Source organism: Micromonospora sp. DT233 (assembly GCF_049841815.1).
Taxonomy (GTDB): Bacteria; Actinomycetota; Actinomycetes; order Mycobacteriales; family Micromonosporaceae; genus Micromonospora.
In genome coordinates this window covers 17723-34481 of sequence record NZ_JBNCLB010000021.1, presented here as the reverse complement: position 1 = coordinate 34481, position 16759 = coordinate 17723, and the positions used below count along the sequence as shown (strand labels likewise).

8 protein-coding genes, 1 pseudogene and 1 riboswitch are annotated in these 16759 nt (G+C 71.5%); of the genes and pseudogenes, 1 reads left to right on the top strand and 8 read right to left on the bottom strand.

The window, feature by feature from the left end:
* Positions 1-60: 60 nt before the first annotated feature.
* From ACLQ2V_RS27130 to ACLQ2V_RS27100, 7 genes and pseudogenes are all read right to left on the bottom strand, one after another.
* The gene (locus tag ACLQ2V_RS27130) at positions 61-3111 is read right to left on the bottom strand and encodes an AAA family ATPase (RefSeq protein WP_425721420.1); all 3051 of its coding nucleotides are present in this window, start codon (positions 3109-3111) and stop codon (positions 61-63) included.
* Complete coding sequence (locus ACLQ2V_RS27125) at positions 3111-4292, bottom strand: exonuclease SbcCD subunit D (protein ID WP_425721419.1); 1182 nt, start codon at positions 4290-4292, stop codon at positions 3111-3113. Before ACLQ2V_RS27125 ends, ACLQ2V_RS27130 begins: the two co-directional genes overlap by 1 nt.
* A 508-nt stretch (positions 4293-4800) precedes the next feature.
* Positions 4801-5253: a SitI3 family protein gene (locus ACLQ2V_RS27120; protein WP_425721418.1), complete on the bottom strand. Its 453-nt coding sequence runs from the start codon at positions 5251-5253 to the stop codon at positions 4801-4803.
* Between the two features lie 12 nt (positions 5254-5265).
* Positions 5266-5676, bottom strand: coding sequence for a hypothetical protein (locus ACLQ2V_RS27115; protein ID WP_425721441.1), 411 nt, complete (start codon positions 5674-5676; stop codon positions 5266-5268).
* A gap of 195 nt (positions 5677-5871) precedes the next feature.
* Positions 5872-6366, bottom strand: a pseudogene (locus ACLQ2V_RS27110) (DUF6244 family protein); the annotation flags it as partial.
* A 149-nt stretch (positions 6367-6515) separates the two neighbouring features.
* Positions 6516-7568 carry a ribonucleotide-diphosphate reductase subunit beta gene (locus ACLQ2V_RS27105; RefSeq protein WP_425721417.1) on the bottom strand — a complete coding sequence of 351 codons (1053 nt, stop codon included), beginning with the start codon at positions 7566-7568 and terminating at the stop codon, positions 6516-6518.
* Complete coding sequence (locus tag ACLQ2V_RS27100) at positions 7565-9958, bottom strand: ribonucleoside-diphosphate reductase subunit alpha (RefSeq protein WP_425721416.1); 2394 nt, start codon at positions 9956-9958, stop codon at positions 7565-7567. The genes ACLQ2V_RS27105 and ACLQ2V_RS27100 overlap by 4 nt, the downstream gene beginning before the upstream one ends.
* Before the next feature lie 138 nt (positions 9959-10096).
* A riboswitch (cobalamin riboswitch) is annotated at positions 10097-10311 on the bottom strand.
* A 611-nt stretch (positions 10312-10922) separates the two neighbouring features.
* Between ACLQ2V_RS27100 and ACLQ2V_RS27095 the strand changes: the two genes are divergently transcribed.
* The gene (locus tag ACLQ2V_RS27095; protein WP_425721415.1) at positions 10923-15569 is read left to right on the top strand and encodes a family 78 glycoside hydrolase catalytic domain; all 4647 of its coding nucleotides are present in this window, start codon (positions 10923-10925) and stop codon (positions 15567-15569) included.
* Positions 15570-15584: 15 nt separating this feature from the next.
* Here ACLQ2V_RS27095 and ACLQ2V_RS27090 read toward each other — a convergent pair whose 3' ends face one another.
* Positions 15585-16607, bottom strand: coding sequence for a LacI family DNA-binding transcriptional regulator (locus ACLQ2V_RS27090; RefSeq protein ID WP_425721414.1), 1023 nt, complete (start codon positions 16605-16607; stop codon positions 15585-15587).
* Between the last annotated feature and the right edge of the window lie 152 nt (positions 16608-16759).

The following is a 16759-nucleotide window of genomic DNA, read 5'->3' as shown; positions in this document are numbered from 1 at the left end:
GCGCGGGTTTCGAATCACGGCACCTACCACGGACCTGGCACCGTTGTCGCCGAGCCGGTCTCATTCCAGCGCGGTGGCCTCGACGGTCACGGACGAGCCGGTCGTCGTCTTGCGAACGTGCAGCCGGGAGGGTATGCGCCTGCGCAGTTCCGCGACGTGACTGACCAGCCCGACGGTACGACCGCCGGCGCGCAGACCGTCGAGCGCGTCGAGTACCTGGTCGAGGGCCTCCTGATCCAGGCTGCCGAAGCCCTCGTCGACGAAGAGACTGCCGAGCTGCGTACCGCCCGCCTCGGCTAGGACCACATCGCTGAGGCCAAGCGCCAGGCAGAGCGAGACCAGGAAGGTCTCCCCACCGGACAACGTGGCCGGGCGGCGGTCCTGGCCGGTCCAGGAGTCGATGACCGACAGGCCGAGCCCGCTCCGGCCGGTCCGGCGGCCCGTGTCGGACTCGGTGACGTGTCGCAACAGATAGCGATGGGAGGTGACCTGCCCGAGACGGGTGTTCGCGGCCGTCACGACGTGCCGGAACCGATGGGTCAGCACGTACGTGGAGAGGGTCATCCGGGTGTTGCTGTCGCTGCTCTTGCCCTCGACGAGCTGGGCGATCCGGTTGGCCGTCGCGTACTCCGCGTGGACGGGCCGCCATAGGGCAACGGCGTTGGCCAGGTCGGGGCCCAACTGCTTCAGCCGATCGTGCTGATCGACGGCAAGCCCGTGCTGGGCATGTAGTTCGGTGGCCCGTAGTCGCGCGGCCTGGTAGGCCTCTTCGCTGCCCTCGACGTCCGGCGCCGGTTCCTGAGCGGCGGCGAGCAGAGCGGGGTCCTGCGCCCGTCCCGCGATCTTGCTGTGCTCGCCGTCGAAGACCTCGATCCGCTCCTGCAGGGTGGCCACCTCAGGGTCGGTCAGGGCTGCGCCGCGCGCGGTGGCCGTGTCGGCGAACTCCGACAGGTGCAGGTGCCGGTCTGCCTCCCGGTGGGCGTCGGCGAGCTCGGTTGCCGCCTGTCGCCACAGCCCGAGGTTGCTCGCGGCGGTCCTGACCTCCGCGATCTCCTGGGACAGCCGGGTCATCCGCAACTGCAGGCTCTTGTCCTCGCCGCGAACGGCGTCGATGGTGGCGTCGAGATCGGTGATCTGGGCAGTAAGGGTGTCGTGTTGGTTGGTCGCGGCAGCCTCCTCTCGGCCGATGTCGGCGGCCTCGCGGTGGTGATCAGCCAACTGCACGTCGAGGGTTTCCAGTTGGACACGGAGCCCGTCCGCCAGCTTCGCCGCCTCCGCCGCGATCCGAACCGCCTTGCGGCTCTCGGTCGCCGTGGCCTTCGCCTGGGCCGTGGTCAGATCGCCGACTGCTTCGGCGATCTCCTGGAGCTGGGACGTGGTCCGCTCGACGACGATCTCGGCAGCGCGGCGCTCATTGAGCCGTTCGTTCGTCGCAGCCTTGGCGCGTTCCTCGTCGGCGGCGGAGACGGCGTCGGCGGCGGCCCGGGCGGGGGCGGGGTGAACCGGTGAACCGCAGACCCCGCAGGGTTCTCCGGACTGCAACTCCCCGGCGAGTTCCGCTGCCATCCCGGCCAGCCGCCGCTGCCGTACGTCGAGATGCCGGGCCTCTGCCGCCTGGTGGCGGTCGATGGCGGCGTGCCGTTGCGCTTCGGCGGTGGCGAGTTGGCCCGTGAGGTCGTCGCGCCGTTTGCACGCCTTGGCCTGCTTCTGCGCCTCGGCCAGGCGTAGTTCGGCGGCGGCCTGGTCAGCGGCGACCGTCCGCGCCTGCTCGTGCCGCGCCGCGACCTCGGCACGCTCGGCGGGTAGTTCGGCGAGTTGGGTGTCGACCTTCTCCCTCCGGCTGGCCAGATCCTCCAGCTTCTTGCTGACCGTCGTCCGCTGGCGGAGCAGGGTGGTCCGTCGCTTCTCGCTGCCGAGGGCGCTCTCGGCAGCGTGCAGTTGTGCGGTGCGGGATCGTTCCGCGTCGGTCAGCGCGTCGAGGTCGAGATCGGCAACGTCGAGGACTGCGGCCCTCTCGGGGGCGGTCGACGACGTCTGATCCGGCCGCACCGTCACGTCAGCGGGCAGGGAAGCGAGGTGTTCGATCGTCTGCCGGCGGAGCAGGTCGAGGTGGTCGCGTCTGCGGTCGACCTGGTCCAGGTACGGCTTCAGCGCCGCTGCCGCCCGAGCGAGGTCGAGCCGGCGTTTCCACTCGTCACGCTCCGGCATACGTTTGATCAGCTCATCGCGCTGGGCAACCGCGGCGCGGTGCTCGCGTTGGCGCCCGGCCAGCGTCGCGGCGGCCTGCCGGACCTGATCCAGGCGGTTCTCCTGCGCCGCAGCCACGGCCACGCCCTGAGCCAGGGTCTGCACCAGTTCGCCGACCCGTTCCCGGTGTGCAGCGGCCCAGGCGTCCAGTTCGGCCAACACGTCGGGGCTGTCGAGGTCCGTCGGCACCGCCACCTTGACCACCTCGGCGAAGCGCTGCGTCAGGTCGCGGATCGTGCCGAGGGCCGCACGTTCCTGTTGGCCGAGTTGCGTACGACGGTCGGCCAGCCAACGCTCGGCGCGAGTGAAGATGTCGATGTCGAAGAGGCTGCGGAGGAGTCCTTGCCGCTCGTCGGGAGATGCCTGCAGGAATCTGGCGAACCCGCCCTGGGGCAGCAGGACCACCTGGCAGAACTGATGGACGTCGAGACCGATCTCCGCCATGATCAAGTCGGCGGCTTCTCGATGGTCGCGGGTGACGAACGTCTGGGTGCGATCCGGTAGCTGCTCGATGATCTCGACGTGTGCCGTTTCGCGGGTGGTTCCGGTGCCGCGTTTCCGGGGACGGACCCATTCCGGGGTACGGGTGATCAACAGCCGCCGGTTGGTCAGGGTGACATCCAGGTCGACACGTGGGCCGAGGCCGGCGACGGCGTGCTGGGAGTGCAGAGACCTGGCGTCGTCCCGCGAGCCGGGCACGGCTCCGTACAGGGCGAAGCAGATCCCGTCCAGAACGGTTGTCTTGCCAGCGCCGGTGTCGCCGTGGATCAGGAACAGGCCATCGGCCGTGAGCTTCTCGAAATCGACAACGACCGTCTGGGGGAACGGCCCGAACGCGGTCAGGGTCAGCCGGTGAAGTCGCATCAGCGGGTCGCCTCCAGCCGGCGCAGCTCGTCGTAGGCGTGTTGCAGCAGCGCCGTCTCATCGCCGTCGGCGGGCCGGCCGCGTACCTGGGCGACGAAGTCGAGGGTCAATTCGACCGGGGAGAGTCGGTCGAGTTCGGCGACGTCGCGGCTGTCCAGGTCGGCGGCCAGGCTCGGCACGACGAGCTTCAGCAGGTGTGGGAACCGGCGCTTGAGCCGATCGTGCGGTGCCATGGGTCGGACGCTGTCGGTCAGCGTCGCCTCGACCCAACACTGCTCGTCGGCCCGGTAGGTCGGGCTGGTCAGCAACTCCTCGACGGTGCCGGCGAGCCGGGCCATCCGCCTCGGCACCGGGGCAGGGATCTCCTCGACACCGCGCAGCCCGTCGACACCGAGATCCACCAGGTAGGACGATTTGACGTGCGCGGCCTCGGAGAAGCTGAAGGGCAGCGGTGAACCGCTGTACCGCAACCCGTCGGCCAGCCGTTGCCGCCCGTGCAGGTGACCGAGCGCGACATAGTCGACGCCCTCGAACGTCGCGCCGGGCACATGCTGTACCCCACCCACGCTGATGTCCCGCTCGGTGTCGCAGGACTGCCCGCCGGAGACGAAGGCGTGCGCCATCACGACGGACCGATGGCCGCGACGGGTAACCAGATCCGACCGGACCCGTCCCATGGCGGCACGCAGGGCTGCGGCGTGGCTGCGATCCTCAACTCCCCAGGCGGTCACCGCCGAGGCCGGTTCGAGAAACGGTATCGGGTAACACGCGATCCTGGTGCTCTCGTCCTCGAAGATCACCGGCGTACCCACGGCACCCGTGCCCACCCGCACGTGGACACCGGCCCGCTCCAACAACCGGGAACCGACTCCCAGCCGGGCCGGCGAATCATGGTTGCCGGCAATGGCGATCACCTGCGTCTCCGCCTCCAGTGCGAGCCGGGTCTGTGCCTGATCCCACAGACCGACCGCATCGGGTGGAGGCACCGCTCGGTCGTAGAGATCGCCGGCGATGAGCACGGCATCAACCTGTTCGTCACGCGCCACGTCGACCAGATGATCGATGAACGCCTGATGCGCATCGTGCAGGCTGAGACCGTGCAGATGGCGACCGAGGTGCCAGTCCGAGGTGTGAAGGAAACGCACGAGTGCTGACGTTAGGACACGACTCGACTGCGGCACATCACCTCAGCCGATCACAGTACGAGCCGAAAACTTGGTGTGTCCCGGCGGTTCCGGCGCAAAGATTCTGGTATGGATCGAAAATCGTAGGAATTTGAGCCCGTCGATTCGTGGCGACTGCGACATACCTTCAGGCGTGCCCGTGTACGAGCGGCAGGAAGACCTCATCGACGATCTCGACCAGCACCTTGTCGGGCACGGCGCGGACGCCGCGACGCCCAGCGCCGCCCGGTGCGGCCAGCGGCAGTAGATGGCGTTCTTGTTGGTCCAGGCCCGGGCGGCGGCCCGATCCACGGTCATCCCCTGGTAGCCCGGCACCTGTCGAGCACCGACGACCCGAGCGCGACCTCGACCTGGCCGCGCACGGGATCGTCCGGGTGCTGCCGGACGGCTGGTGGACGCCGAAGGCGGCCTTCCACGCCCTCGCCGCGTACGGCGGCTCGCGCGCCCAACGCCGGCCGGTCGGGTAGGCGCGGGGCGCGCCCGGTATCGGACCGAGACGTCGCATTCAGCCGGTGACGAGGTGCGCCAGGCGGTAGTGGTTCCACCAGTCGGCGTGGTGGATGCGGACGATCCCGCCAGCACGGGTCAGTAGAAGGTGGTTGCCGTCCTGGATCAGGGCCGCGTCCTCGCCCTGACCGGCCAACACCCTGGCCACTGCCGTCGCCATGTTGGGGATTCCCTTGTCGGCCAGGTCGTCGGCGCGCATGGAGAAGGTGACGTTGACGTACGTCTCGGGTTCCCATTCCCAGCGGGAGTCGCCATCTGACTCGGCCTCGTAGTAGCCGTGCGTGCCGGCGCGGACGGTGACGGCGTAGCCGCGTTGGTCGTAGAGGCGAGCGGTGAACAGTCGCGGGTTCGCCGCCGGCTGCGGCTTCTCGCGGGGGTCGAGGGCGGTCAGGGCGGCGACCTCCTCGACCGCAGGATCACCGGCCAGGATCAGCCGGAACTCGACGCCCATGTCGGCCCCTTCTCAGTCTCGACGGATGATCTCTTGGATCGTACCGTCGGGTTTGACCGCGACCAGTTCCTTCAGCCCGTCGATCGGCCAGTCGTCGAACTGACGTCGCAACGCGCCCATCTCACCCTTCCAATCATTGAGATTGAGCACCACCCGCTGGCTCTGCTCGTCATCGATCTTTTCCCGGACCTGGCTCCAGAGATTGCGCACGGATGTGCGCGCCGCTGGCGAGTAGCAGTCGAAGACATGGCCTTCCACGAGGTAGTCCGGGTCCTTGTCCGGGTTGCCGCTGTCGCCGGTACGGGCACGGGCCTCGCCAACCTCCTGCGGGGTTGGGTTTTGGTGTACCAGGTACCCCTTGGCGGCCACGCTGTCGGCACATTCGTTCTCCAACTCCAGCGCCCGCCGGTTGCTGGCATCCACCTTCGGTCCGATCCTGGTACGAGGGCCGGTCGGTGTGCCTTTGGCGGCCCCGGTGGGCTGTCTGCTCCATGGCGGCAACTCGGCGGGGGATCTCTCCCCACGGCCGGACACGACAGGGGAGGGCTCGTCCACCGGGGCGGGGCTGACCGGTGGCTTCTGGTCAGCCCCGGTCGCTGCTCCCGATGATCCCAGCCGCCGGGCCTGGGTGGTCACCGCCTCGGCGGCGTGCTGGGCAGAACCGCTGCGTTGTACGAGCAGCACCAGCACCTGCTTGACGCCGTCGAGAGCCTGCAACAGCGGGCCTGGTTCTCCACCGCGCAGGACCTCGCTGACGAGTTGTCTGGCGTCGTCGACGTGGCTGATGGTCGCGGCGGCAGTGCTGCGAACGCTGGCGATGCGCTGCTGGACCGAGGTCAGCGCGGCGATGGTCTCCTGTGCTGTGGCCAGCTGCGGGAAGGCTTTGGCGACAGTGGTTGCTTCGCCGACCCCAGCGGCAAGGCCGCCCAGTCCGCCCTGGATGGTGGCGACAACCGCACATATCCGGGCGACTCCACCACCAACAGCGGTATATCCGGCGCTCGCGGCCCGGGTGGCTATCGCGTGGGCCTGCCTCTCGGCAACCGCCGTGTGGCCCAGCGCCCGCTCGACGCCCACCGTCAGGGCGCTTAGCTCCCTGATGACCTGTTCCATACGCGACACCCGTCAGCCACCCCGACCGAGAACGGATTCCGGAGCTTGCAACCTAGTACTTCGACGTCACCGCGGAACAGATGCCTCTGAGTCATCTCCCTCGGTGCGGCAGCCGTCGTGGCAACCAGCTGTCGATCCTGGATTGCCGGTCAGAAGTCGTCGTCGAAGGTGACGGTGCCGGTTATCCCGACCTGGTACGCGGAGACCCGCCGCTCGAAGAAGTTGGACAGCTCCTGGACGTCCTGGAGCTCCATGAACGCGAACGGGTTCGTCGAGCCGTAGAGCGGTGCGATGCCGAGTTGGGCGAGCCGGCGGTCGGCCACGTGTTGCAGGTACTCGCGCATGTCGGCGAGGGAGAGCCCGGACACCCCCTGTTCGAGGAGGTCCTCGGCGAACTGCACCTCGCACTCGACCGCCTCGGCCAGCATGTCCCGCACCTGGCGGACCAGGTCGTCGTCGAACAGGTCCGGCTCCTGGCGCCGGACGATGTCGACGACGTCGAAGGCGAAGGCCATGTGCATGGACTCGTCGCGGAACACCCAGTTGGTGCCGGAGGCGAGGCCGTTGAGCAGGCCCCGGGAGCGCAGGTAGTAGACGTAGGCGAAGGCCCCGTAGAAGAACAGCCCCTCGATGCAGGCGGCGAAGCAGATCAGGTTGAGCAGGAACGCTCTTCGGTCATCGGGGGTCCGCAGCTCGCGCAACTCGTGGATGGAGTCGATCCAGCGGAAGCAGAACTCCGCCTTGCGCCGGATCGACGGGATGTTCTCCACGGCGGCGAACGCCGCGAACCGCTCCTTCTCGTCGGGCACGTAGCTGTCCAGAAGATTGAGGTAGAACTGGACGTGCACGGCCTCCTCGAACAGTTGCCGGGACAGGTAGAGCCGCCCCTCCGGGGAGTTGACGTGCTGGTACAGGTTGAGCACCAGGTTGTTCGCGACGATGGTGTCGCCGGTGGCGAAGAACGCGACCAGCCGGGACACCAGGTGCTGCTCGGCGGGGGAGAGCCGGGCCAGGTCGGCGAGGTCGGAGTGCAGGTCGACCTCCTCCACAGTCCAGGTGTTCCGGATGGCGTCCTTGAACCGGTCGAAGAAGTGCGGGTAGCGCATCGGCCGCAGGGTCAGGTCCATGCCGGGGTCGAGCAGCAGGTGCCGCTCGCCGGTGGCGGTGGTGTGCGCGGTACGGGTCTCGTCGACGGTGCTCACTGGCAGGCCTCGCAGCTCTCGGGGTTTTCCAGGGAGCAGGCCGACGCCTCGGCGTCGCCGCCGACGGCGACGACCGGCTCGGCGGCCGGGGTGACGGCGACGGTGGCCTGCTGGATGCGCGTCGCGGGACGCGAGCGCAGGTAGTAGGTGGTCTTCAGCCCGGACTTCCAGGCGTACAGGTACATCGAGGAGAGCTTGCCGATGGTGGGCGCGCTCATGAACAGGTTCAGCGACTGCGACTGGTCGACGTACGGCGCCCGAGCGGCGGCGAGGTCGATCAGTGCCCGCTGCGGAAGTTCCCACGCGGTACGGAAGAGTTCCCGCACGTCGGCGGGGAGCTCGGTGATCTCCTGCACGGAGCCCTCGGCGCGGGTGATCCGCTCCCGGATCCGCGGCGTCCACAGCCCGCGCGCCTTCAACTCGCGGACCAGGTAGGTGTTGACCTGGAGGAACTCGCCGGACATGGTCTCGCGTTTGAACAGGTTGGACACCTGCGGCTCGATGCACTCGTAACAGCCGGCGATGGAGGCGATGGTCGCGGTCGGGGCGATCGCGACCAGCAGCGAGTTGCGCAGGCCGTGGGCGGCGATCGTCGCGCGCAGCGCGTCCCACCGCTCGCGCTGGGTGGGTTCGACGCCCCAGAGCTGCGGGTGCAGCTCACCGCGGGCGGCGCGGGTCTCGGCGTACGCCGGATGGGGGCCGTGGCGCGCGGCCAGGCCGGCGGAGGTCTCCAGGGCGGTCAGGAGGATCTCCTCCTGCACCCGGGTGGAGAGCTCCTTCGCCTCGGCCGAGTCGAACGGCAGGCGCAGGGTGAAGAACGCGTCCTGGAGGCCCATCAGGCCGAGCCCGACCGGCCGCCACCGCGGATTCGAGGCGGCGGCCTGCTCGGCCGGGTAGTAGTTGACGTCGATCACCCGGTCGAGGAAGACCACCGAGGTGCGGATGGTGGCCCGCAGCTTCTCCCAGTCGACCCCGTCGGCGCCCAGGTGGGCACCGAGGTTGATCGAGCCCAGGTTGCACACGGCGGTCTCGGTGTCGTCGTTGACCTCGAGGATCTCGGTGCAGAGGTTGGAGAGGTGGATGGTGTTGCCCGGCGTGCCGGTCTGGTTGGAGAGCCGGTTCGACGGGTCCTTGAACGTCATCCACCCGTTGCCGGTCTGCGCCAGGGTGCGCATCATCCGCCCGTACAGGTCGCGGGCCTTGACGGTGCGGACCGCCCGCTTCTCGGCGGCCCGGTACGCGGCGTCGAAGTCCGCGCCGTAGCGGTCGGGCAGCTCCGGAGCGGTGGTGGGGTCGATCAGCGACCAGTCGCCGTCGGCCTCGACCCGGCGCATGAACTCGTCGGGGATCCAGTTGGCCAGGTTCAGGTTGTGCGTACGCCGGGACTCCTCGCCGGTGTTGTCCCGCAGTTCCAGGAACTCCTCGATGTCCGGGTGCCACGGCTCCAGGTAGACGCAGGCGGCCCCCTTGCGCCGGCCGCCCTGGTTGACCGCCGCGACGCCGGCGTCGAGGGTCTTGAGGAACGGGACGATGCCGTTCGAGCGGCCGTTCGTGCCCCGGATCAGCGCGCCTCGGCCGCGCACCCGCGACCAGGAGATGCCGATGCCGCCGGAGAACTTCGACAGCCGCGCCACCTGGTGGTACCGCTCGTAGATCGAGTCCAGTTCGTCGCGGGGCGAGTCGACCAGGAAGCAGGACGACAGCTGCGGGTGCCGGGTGCCCGAGTTGAACAGGGTCGGCGAGCTGGGCAGGTACGCCAGCGACGACATCAGCCGGTAGAAGCCGATCGCCTCGGTGGGCGTCTCGGACAACCCGCAGGCCACCCGGAGCAGCCAGTGCTGCGGCGTCTCCACCACCAGCCGCGACTCGGGGTGGCGCAGCAGGTACCGGTCGGTGACGGTGCGCAGCCCGAAGTACTCGAACCGCAGGTCACCGCCCGGGTCCACGGCGTCGTCCAGCAGGCGCGCGTGCCGCGCCACGAACCCGGCGGTGTCGTCGGCGATCAGGCCCAGGCCGTGGGCGTACCGGATGGACTGGCTGAAGCTGGCCACGCCCTGACCGCGGACCTCCTTGTCCACGTACGCGGCCAGCAGCCGCGCCGCCAGCCGGGAGTACTGCGGCTCCTCGCCGATCAGCTCCGCCGCCGTCTGGATCGACAACCTGGCCAGCTCGGCGGTGGTGGCCCCGTCGTAGAGGCCGCTGATCGTCTTCGTGGCGACCCGCAACGGGTCCACCTCGTCCAGGTCGGCGACCCACCGCCGCACCGCCCGGACGATCTTGTCGAGGTTGACCGGCTCGGTGTCGCCGGTGCGCTTGCGGACCAGCATCGCCTGCCGGCGCTGCTCCGGTGCCGTCCGATCGGCCGCCACCTGCTCCTGCGTCGTCGTCATGTCCCCTCCCGAGGCGTGTCGACCCAGGTCGACGAACGCGCGGGAGCGACGCCACCGGACGCCCGCAGGGGCGCATCCGCCGGCACCGGCCGGCCGTTGGCGTCGGCCGTCCCGCGCGGCCTTCGACCGCCGCACGCGGCGCGTGCGGCGCGCTGGCAGGTCTTCGGACTCGCGGGCACCACCGGACGTGCCGGTCGCCTACTGGCCGTCGCTTCCCGGGCCGGGCGGCCCAGTGCTTCATGACGGCGGTCGTTCCCACTCACCGCTGCGGGGCAGTCCCGGATTTCCACCGGGTTCCCTGTTGCCTCGACCGCTCTTGGCAGAGCGGCCGAACCAGCTGCGGTGAACACCATATATGCCGCCTGCGGCAAGGTGGCAACACTAGATGTCGGGTCGGCGTGTCGGCTTCCTCTCAGCGGTCGGCGGCCTGGCGGGCCGGACGTCCCGGGTCGGGGCAGCCGTCGCTCGGCGCGGAGGCGCCCCCGCGACGCCGGGCGGCAACCGGTTCGCGACCGGGTGCCGGTTCCCGGCGGCCGGCAACGGGCGATCGGTGCCGGCCCGGTCGCCATGTGGCCGGGTCGGTCCCAATGCGAACGGCGGGGTCGCCGTGACCTCGTCCGCACCGAAGCTGCGCCGCGTCCTGGCGGCACTCGTACTGCCCGCACACCGCCGTGCTCTCCAGGGCGGCCGAGGGGCCTTCGAGCCAGGTGACCGCGCAGTACGGGGCGCTGCTGCCGGTGACGCGGTAGCCGCCCACCCCCGACCCCGCCGCGCCGCCCGGGCCGACCCCGGCGGCGCGGCGGGGTCGGGCGGCGGGAGACGATCGACATCGGTCTACATCTTCACGTGGCGGTCATGAGCGCGTAGCCTGCCTGAAACGATTCATCTCGTGGCGGTCCCCGGCCGCCGCCCCGCGCGCCACCCACCCGACGGAGATCGCCGCCCCCCAGGGATGAGGACCACCATGATGCGCACGACGCGGCTGCGTGCCGCACCCTCCGCGCTCCTCGTGCTGCTGCTCGGCCTGACGCCGATGGTGACACCGGGCCCGGCCGCCGCCGCGCCGGCCGCCGCCGCGCTGACCGTCACCGGGTTGACCACCGAGCGGGCCACCGACCCGATCGGGCTGGACGTGGCCCGCCCCCGCCTCGGCTGGCGGCTCGAGTCCACCACCCGGGGCACGCTCCAGCAGCACTACCAGGTGCGCGTCGCCACCAGCGTCGACCGGCTGCCCACCCCCGACGCCTGGGACAGCGGCCGGGTCGCCTCCCGGGCGAGCACCCTCGTGCCGTACGCCGGCGCGCAGCTGCGCCCCCGCACCCGGTACTTCTGGCAGGTCCGGGTCTGGGACACCACGGGCACCGAGTCCGGGTGGAGCACCCCGGCGAGCTGGGAGACCGGCGTGCGCGGCGGCGCGGGCTGGCAGGCCGACTGGATCGGCATGCCGCCGGCCACCGAGTCGTGGAGCGACTACACGGTACGCACGACCGTGCGGCTGGAACGCGACGCCGCCGGGATCTACCTGCGGGCGCGCGGCCCGGTCAACTCGTACATGTGGCAGTTCTCCATCACCGGCGGCAGCGCCAAGCTGCGCCCGCACGTGCGGGTCGACGGCGCCTGGACGGTGCTCAAGGAGGTGCCGCTCGGCGCGGTGGTGCCGGCCGACAAGCTGACCGCGCCGCACACCCTGCGCATCACCGCCGCCGGTGACACCTTCACCACCTGGGTCGACGACACTCAGGTCGACATCACCCGCCACGGCACCCACCGGGCCGGCTCGGTCGGCCTGCGCACCGCCGGGGAAGAGGCCGGGGTCTTCTCCGACTTCACCGTCACCCGGGGCGGCGACACCCTCTTCGCGGCCCCGCTCACCGACGGCGGCAACCCGTTCGGGGCGGGCACGCCCACCTCCGCCGGGCTGCGGGTGGCCGGCGACACCGAGGCCATGCTCGTCGCGCTGGACGCCAACCCGCTGCTGCGCCGGGACTTCCGGGTCGACGGCACCGTCGCCCGCGCCCGCATCTACGCCACCGCGCTCGGCGTCTACCAGCTCTCCCTCAACGGCCAGCGGGTCGGCAACCACGAGCTGGCGCCCGGCTGGACCGACTACACCAAGCGCGTGCAGTACCAGACCTACGACGTGACCGCCCAGCTCCGCTCGGGCGACAACGCCATCGGCGCGCTGCTCGGCGACGGCTGGTACGCCGGCAGCCTCTCCTCGCTGCCGCCCGACTACTACGGCTCCCGGCCGCACCTGAGCGCCCAACTGATGATCGACTACGCCGACGGGCGCAGCGCGACGGTCGGCACCGACGGCTCGTGGCAGGTCACGGCCGGGCCGTTCCTGCAGAGCGACCTGATCCACGGCGAGACCTACGACGCCCGCCGGCTGCCGGCCGGCTGGGACCAGGCCGGCTTCGACGACACCACCTGGTCGCCCGCCACGGTCGACGCCGTCGCCGCCACCGACAAGATCGTCGCCCAGGTCGACCCGCCGGTGCGGGTCACCCAGGAACTGCCGGCCAAGGCGCTGACCCAGCCCACCCCCGGCACCTGGATCTTCGACCTCGGGCAGAACATGGTGGGCAAGGTGCGGCTGAAGGTCACCGGCCCGGCCGGCACGCGGGTGCGCATCCGGCACGCCGAGGTGCTCAACCCCGACGGCACCGCCTACACCGCCAACCTGCGCTCCGCGCGGGCCACCGACTTCTACACGCTGCGCGGTGGCGCGGCCGAGACGTACCAGCCGACGTTCACCTTCCACGGCTTCCGCTACGTCGAGCTGACCGGCTTCCCGGGCACCCCGACCCTGGCCACCGTCACCGGCCTGGTCATGCACACCGACGGCGCGCTCACCGGCGACTTCACCACCTCCAACGCGATGGTGAACAAGCTGCACAGCAACATCACCTGGGGTCAGCGGGGCAACTTCCTCTCCATCCCGACCGACACCCCGGCGCGCGACGAGCGGCTCGGCTGGACCGGCGACATCAACGTCTTCGCCAACACCGCGACGTTCAACATGGAGAGCCTGACGTTCCTCACCAAGTGGTTGCAGGACCTGCGCGACGCGCAGTCGGCCAACGGCGCGTACCCCGACGTCGCGCCCCGGATCTGCTGCGGCGACGGCGCGACCGGGTGGGCCGACGCCGGGATCACCGTGCCGTACGCGCTCTGGCAGCGCTACGGCGACACCCGGGTCATCGAGGAGCACTACGCCTCGATGACGCGGTACGCGTCCTGGCTGGAGAGCACCAGCTCGGGCAACCTGCGCACCAACGGCGGGCCGTACCTCGACTGGCTCAACCTGCAGGACCCGACGCCGGGCGGCGTGCTCGCCACCGCCTACTACGCGTACACGATGCGGCTGCTGGGGCAGCTGGCCGGCGCGATCGGCAGGACCGCCGACGCGACCCGCTACACGGCGCTGGCCAAGACCGTCGCGCAGGCGTTCGTCACCGCGTACGTCTCGGCCGACGGCACCGTGCAGGGCGACAGCCAGACCGCGTACGTGGTGGCCATCGGCATGGGCCTGCTGCCGGACCCGCTGCGCGCCAAGGCCGCCGCCAAGCTGGTCGCCAACGTGCAGCGCCACGACTGGCACCTCTCCACCGGCTTCCTCGGCACCCCGGACCTGCTGCCGGCGCTGAGCGCCACCGGGCACCTGGACGTCGCCTACCGGCTGCTGCTCAACGACACCTTCCCCTCGTGGGGCTACGAGATCGCCAAGGGCGCGACCACCATCTGGGAACGCTGGGACTCGATCAAGCCGGACGGCAGCTTCGGCGACGTGTCGATGAACTCCTTCAACCACTACGCCTACGGCGCGGTGGGCGACTGGATGTACCGGACCCTGGGCGGCATCCAGACCGACGCCGCCAAGCCGGGACTGTCGAACATCGTCTTCGCCCCGCAGCCCGGCGGCGGCCTCACCTCGGCCAAGGCGACGCACCGCTCGGCGTACGGGTCGATCGTCAGCGACTGGGACCTCGACGCGCGCGGCGACATGCGGCTGCGGCTCACCGTGCCGGCGAACACCACGGCCACGGTGCGGATGCCGGCCCCGGGGCGCAACGCGGTCACCGAGGGCGGCAAGCCGGCGGAGCAGGCCACCGGGGTGCGCTTCGTCCGAATGGACGGCGCGGTCGCCGTCTACGAGATCGGTTCCGGCTCGTACGCCTTCGCCGTCGACCGCGCGCTCGGCGACCTGGGCGACGCCGGCGACACCGTACGGGAGCTGGGGGCGCTCACCGACGAGCTCGCCGACGCGGTGGGCCCGGCGACGGCCGACTACCTGCGGCAGCGGCTCGGCCTGCTCGGCACGGAGACGACGGCGGCGCGGACGGCGTACGTGGCGGGCAACGCCGGCTCCGCCGCCGCCGGCGCGCACCGGGCCCTGGCGATCGCCGCCGACACCGCCCGCTGGCTGCGCACCGAGGTCGCCGCGGGCCGCCTCACCCAGGCCCACGCCGACCGCTTCGCGGCCCTGTTCACCCGCGTCGACCAGCGGCTCTCGGCGGCGTCGTCGGCGCTGGTCGGGGCGGTGGTCAAGCTGGACCTGCCGGTGGGGGAGCGGCTGCCCGGCGAGGTCGTCGCCGCCACCGTGACGGTGAGCAACAGCGGGGCGGACCCGCTGGCCGACCTGACCACCGCGCTGCGGGCCCCCGCCGGCTGGACGGTCACCCCCGTCGGGCAGCGGGCCACCGCCGTCGCGCCGGGCGGCACCGTCAGCCACCGCTACGACCTGCGGGTCGGCGCCGGTCAGGCGGTGGGCAGCGGGGCCGTCGAGGGCTCGGCCGGCTACACCCGCCGCGGCGGCACCGCCACCCTGCCGGTCTCGGGGACGGTCACCGTCGCGCCGGCCGTGCAGGTCGTCTCGGTCACCCCGGGCCCGGCGGAGGTCGCGCCGGGCGCGACCACGACGGTCGCCACGGTGCTGCGCAACCGGGCCACCGTGCGGGCGACCGGGCAGCTCACCGTCGCCGCCCCGGCCGGCTGGCGGGTGGCGCCGCCCAGCACCGGCTACGACCTCGCCGCCGGCGCGCAGGCCACCGTCTCGACGGTGCTGACCGCGCCGGTCTCGGTGACCGAGTCGTCGGCGCAGATCACGGCCGCCACCGGCGGCACGGCGGCCGAGCGGCGGGCCGCCGCGATCGGCGTACGCCTCGCCAACCCGCCGGCCGGGGCGTCCGACCACGTCGACCTCGGCGTCGCGGCGTCCGAACAGGCGCACCGGCTGGCCGCGTCGACCCACTCGGCGACCAGCGTGGAGGCGGGGCTGACCCGCCGCTACACCAACCTGGACCACCCCGACGGCTGGTTCGAGTTCGACCTCGCCGTCCCGGCCGGCAAGCCGTTCGTGCTGCGGGCGATCGAGACCTACGACGGACCCCAACTGAAGACCTACGAGGTGGTGGTGGACGGGACGGTGGCGCAGACCCGGTCGTGGCGGCGCACCGCCACCGGCGGCGGCACGGTCAGCTACCAGTTCGTCGTCGACCTCCCCGCCGCCACCGCCGACGGGGTGGTGCGGGTGCGGTTCCGGGACACCGACGCCGACCACGACCCGTCCATCGCCGACGTCTGGGCCACGGCGGTCCCGGCGGCCTGACCCGCGCCGGTGTCGTCAGCGGCGCCGGTGGTCGCTGGAGCGGCGCACGACCAGCTCCGGCTGGAAGACCACGTGCCGGTGCCGGTGCACGGCACCGGCCTCGGCCTCCTCCAGCAGCAGTTGCGCCGCCGTGCGGCCGAGCTGGTCGCGGGGCTGGCGCACCGAGCTCAGCGGCACCGCCGCCGCCCCGGCGAACTCGATGTCGTCGTAGCCGACGACCGCCACGTCGTCGGGCACCCGCAAGCCCCGCGCGGTGAGCTCCTGCAGCACGCCGAGGGCGATCAGGTCGTTGGCGCAGAAGACGGCCGTGGGGCGGCGGCGGGCCGGGGATTCCAGCAGCTCCTGGGCGGCCCGCCGGCCGGCGGCGACGGTCAGGCTCCCGGTCACCGCCACCCGCAGCTCGGCGTCGCCGCCCCGGTCGGCCAGCGCGGCGGCGGCCCCGGCGTGCCGGTCGGCGACCTGGGCGAGGGCCGGCGGGCCGCCGACGTACGCGACGCGGTGGTGGCCCTGGTCCAGCAGGTGGTCCATGGCGAGCCGGCCGCCGAGGACGTCGTCGACCGCCACCGAGCACCGGTTGGTCTTGCCCGCGCCCCGGTCCACCAGCACCACCGGGATGCCCCGGTCGACGAGCTTGTCCAGGTTGGGCTGGGGGCCGTGGCCGACCGGGGTGATCAGGACCCCGCGTACCCGCTGCTCCTCCAGCAGCTCCAGGTGGCGGCGCTCGCGGGCGCCGTCCTCGCCGCTGTTGCAGACCACGAGCATGGCGTCGGCCGCCTCGATCACCTGCTCCGCGCCGCGCACCACGTCGGTGAAGAACGGGTTGGCCACGTCGAGCACGACGATGGCGACGGTGCGGCTGTGCCCGGCGCGCAGTTGCCGCGCCGAGTCGTTGCGGACGTAGCCGAGGGTGGTGATGGCGTCGAGCACCCGCTGCCGGGTGGCGGGGGCGACCGTGTCGGGGCGGTTGAGCACGTTGCTCACCGTGCCCAGGGAGACCCCGGCGTGCCGGGCGACCTCCTTGATGTTCGCCGCTGCCATGACTCCGTTACCTTTCAGTGCGCTCTAGCGAGCACACGCGCACGACGTCCGACCAGGTCGCCCCGGCAGTCTATAGCGGGTAAAACGTTTCATCCACGCGGCCGGCACCCGCCCCGGCGACCGACCGGGCGCGGCGCGCGGCGACGGCGCGG

Bases quoted from the DNA above. Each gene is read 5' to 3' on its own strand.
- ACLQ2V_RS27095 (WP_425721415.1), top strand. From the start codon at position 10,923: ATGATGCGCACGACGCGGCTGCGTGCCGCACCCTCCGCGCTCCTCGTG.
- ACLQ2V_RS27100 (WP_425721416.1), bottom strand. From the start codon at position 9,958: ATGACGACGACGCAGGAGCAGGTGGCGGCCGATCGGACGGCACCGGAG.
- ACLQ2V_RS27130 (WP_425721420.1), bottom strand. From the start codon at position 3,111: ATGCGACTTCACCGGCTGACCCTGACCGCGTTCGGGCCGTTCCCCCAG.
- ACLQ2V_RS27090 (WP_425721414.1), bottom strand. From the start codon at position 16,607: ATGGCAGCGGCGAACATCAAGGAGGTCGCCCGGCACGCCGGGGTCTCC.
- ACLQ2V_RS27120 (WP_425721418.1), bottom strand. From the start codon at position 5,253: ATGGGCGTCGAGTTCCGGCTGATCCTGGCCGGTGATCCTGCGGTCGAG.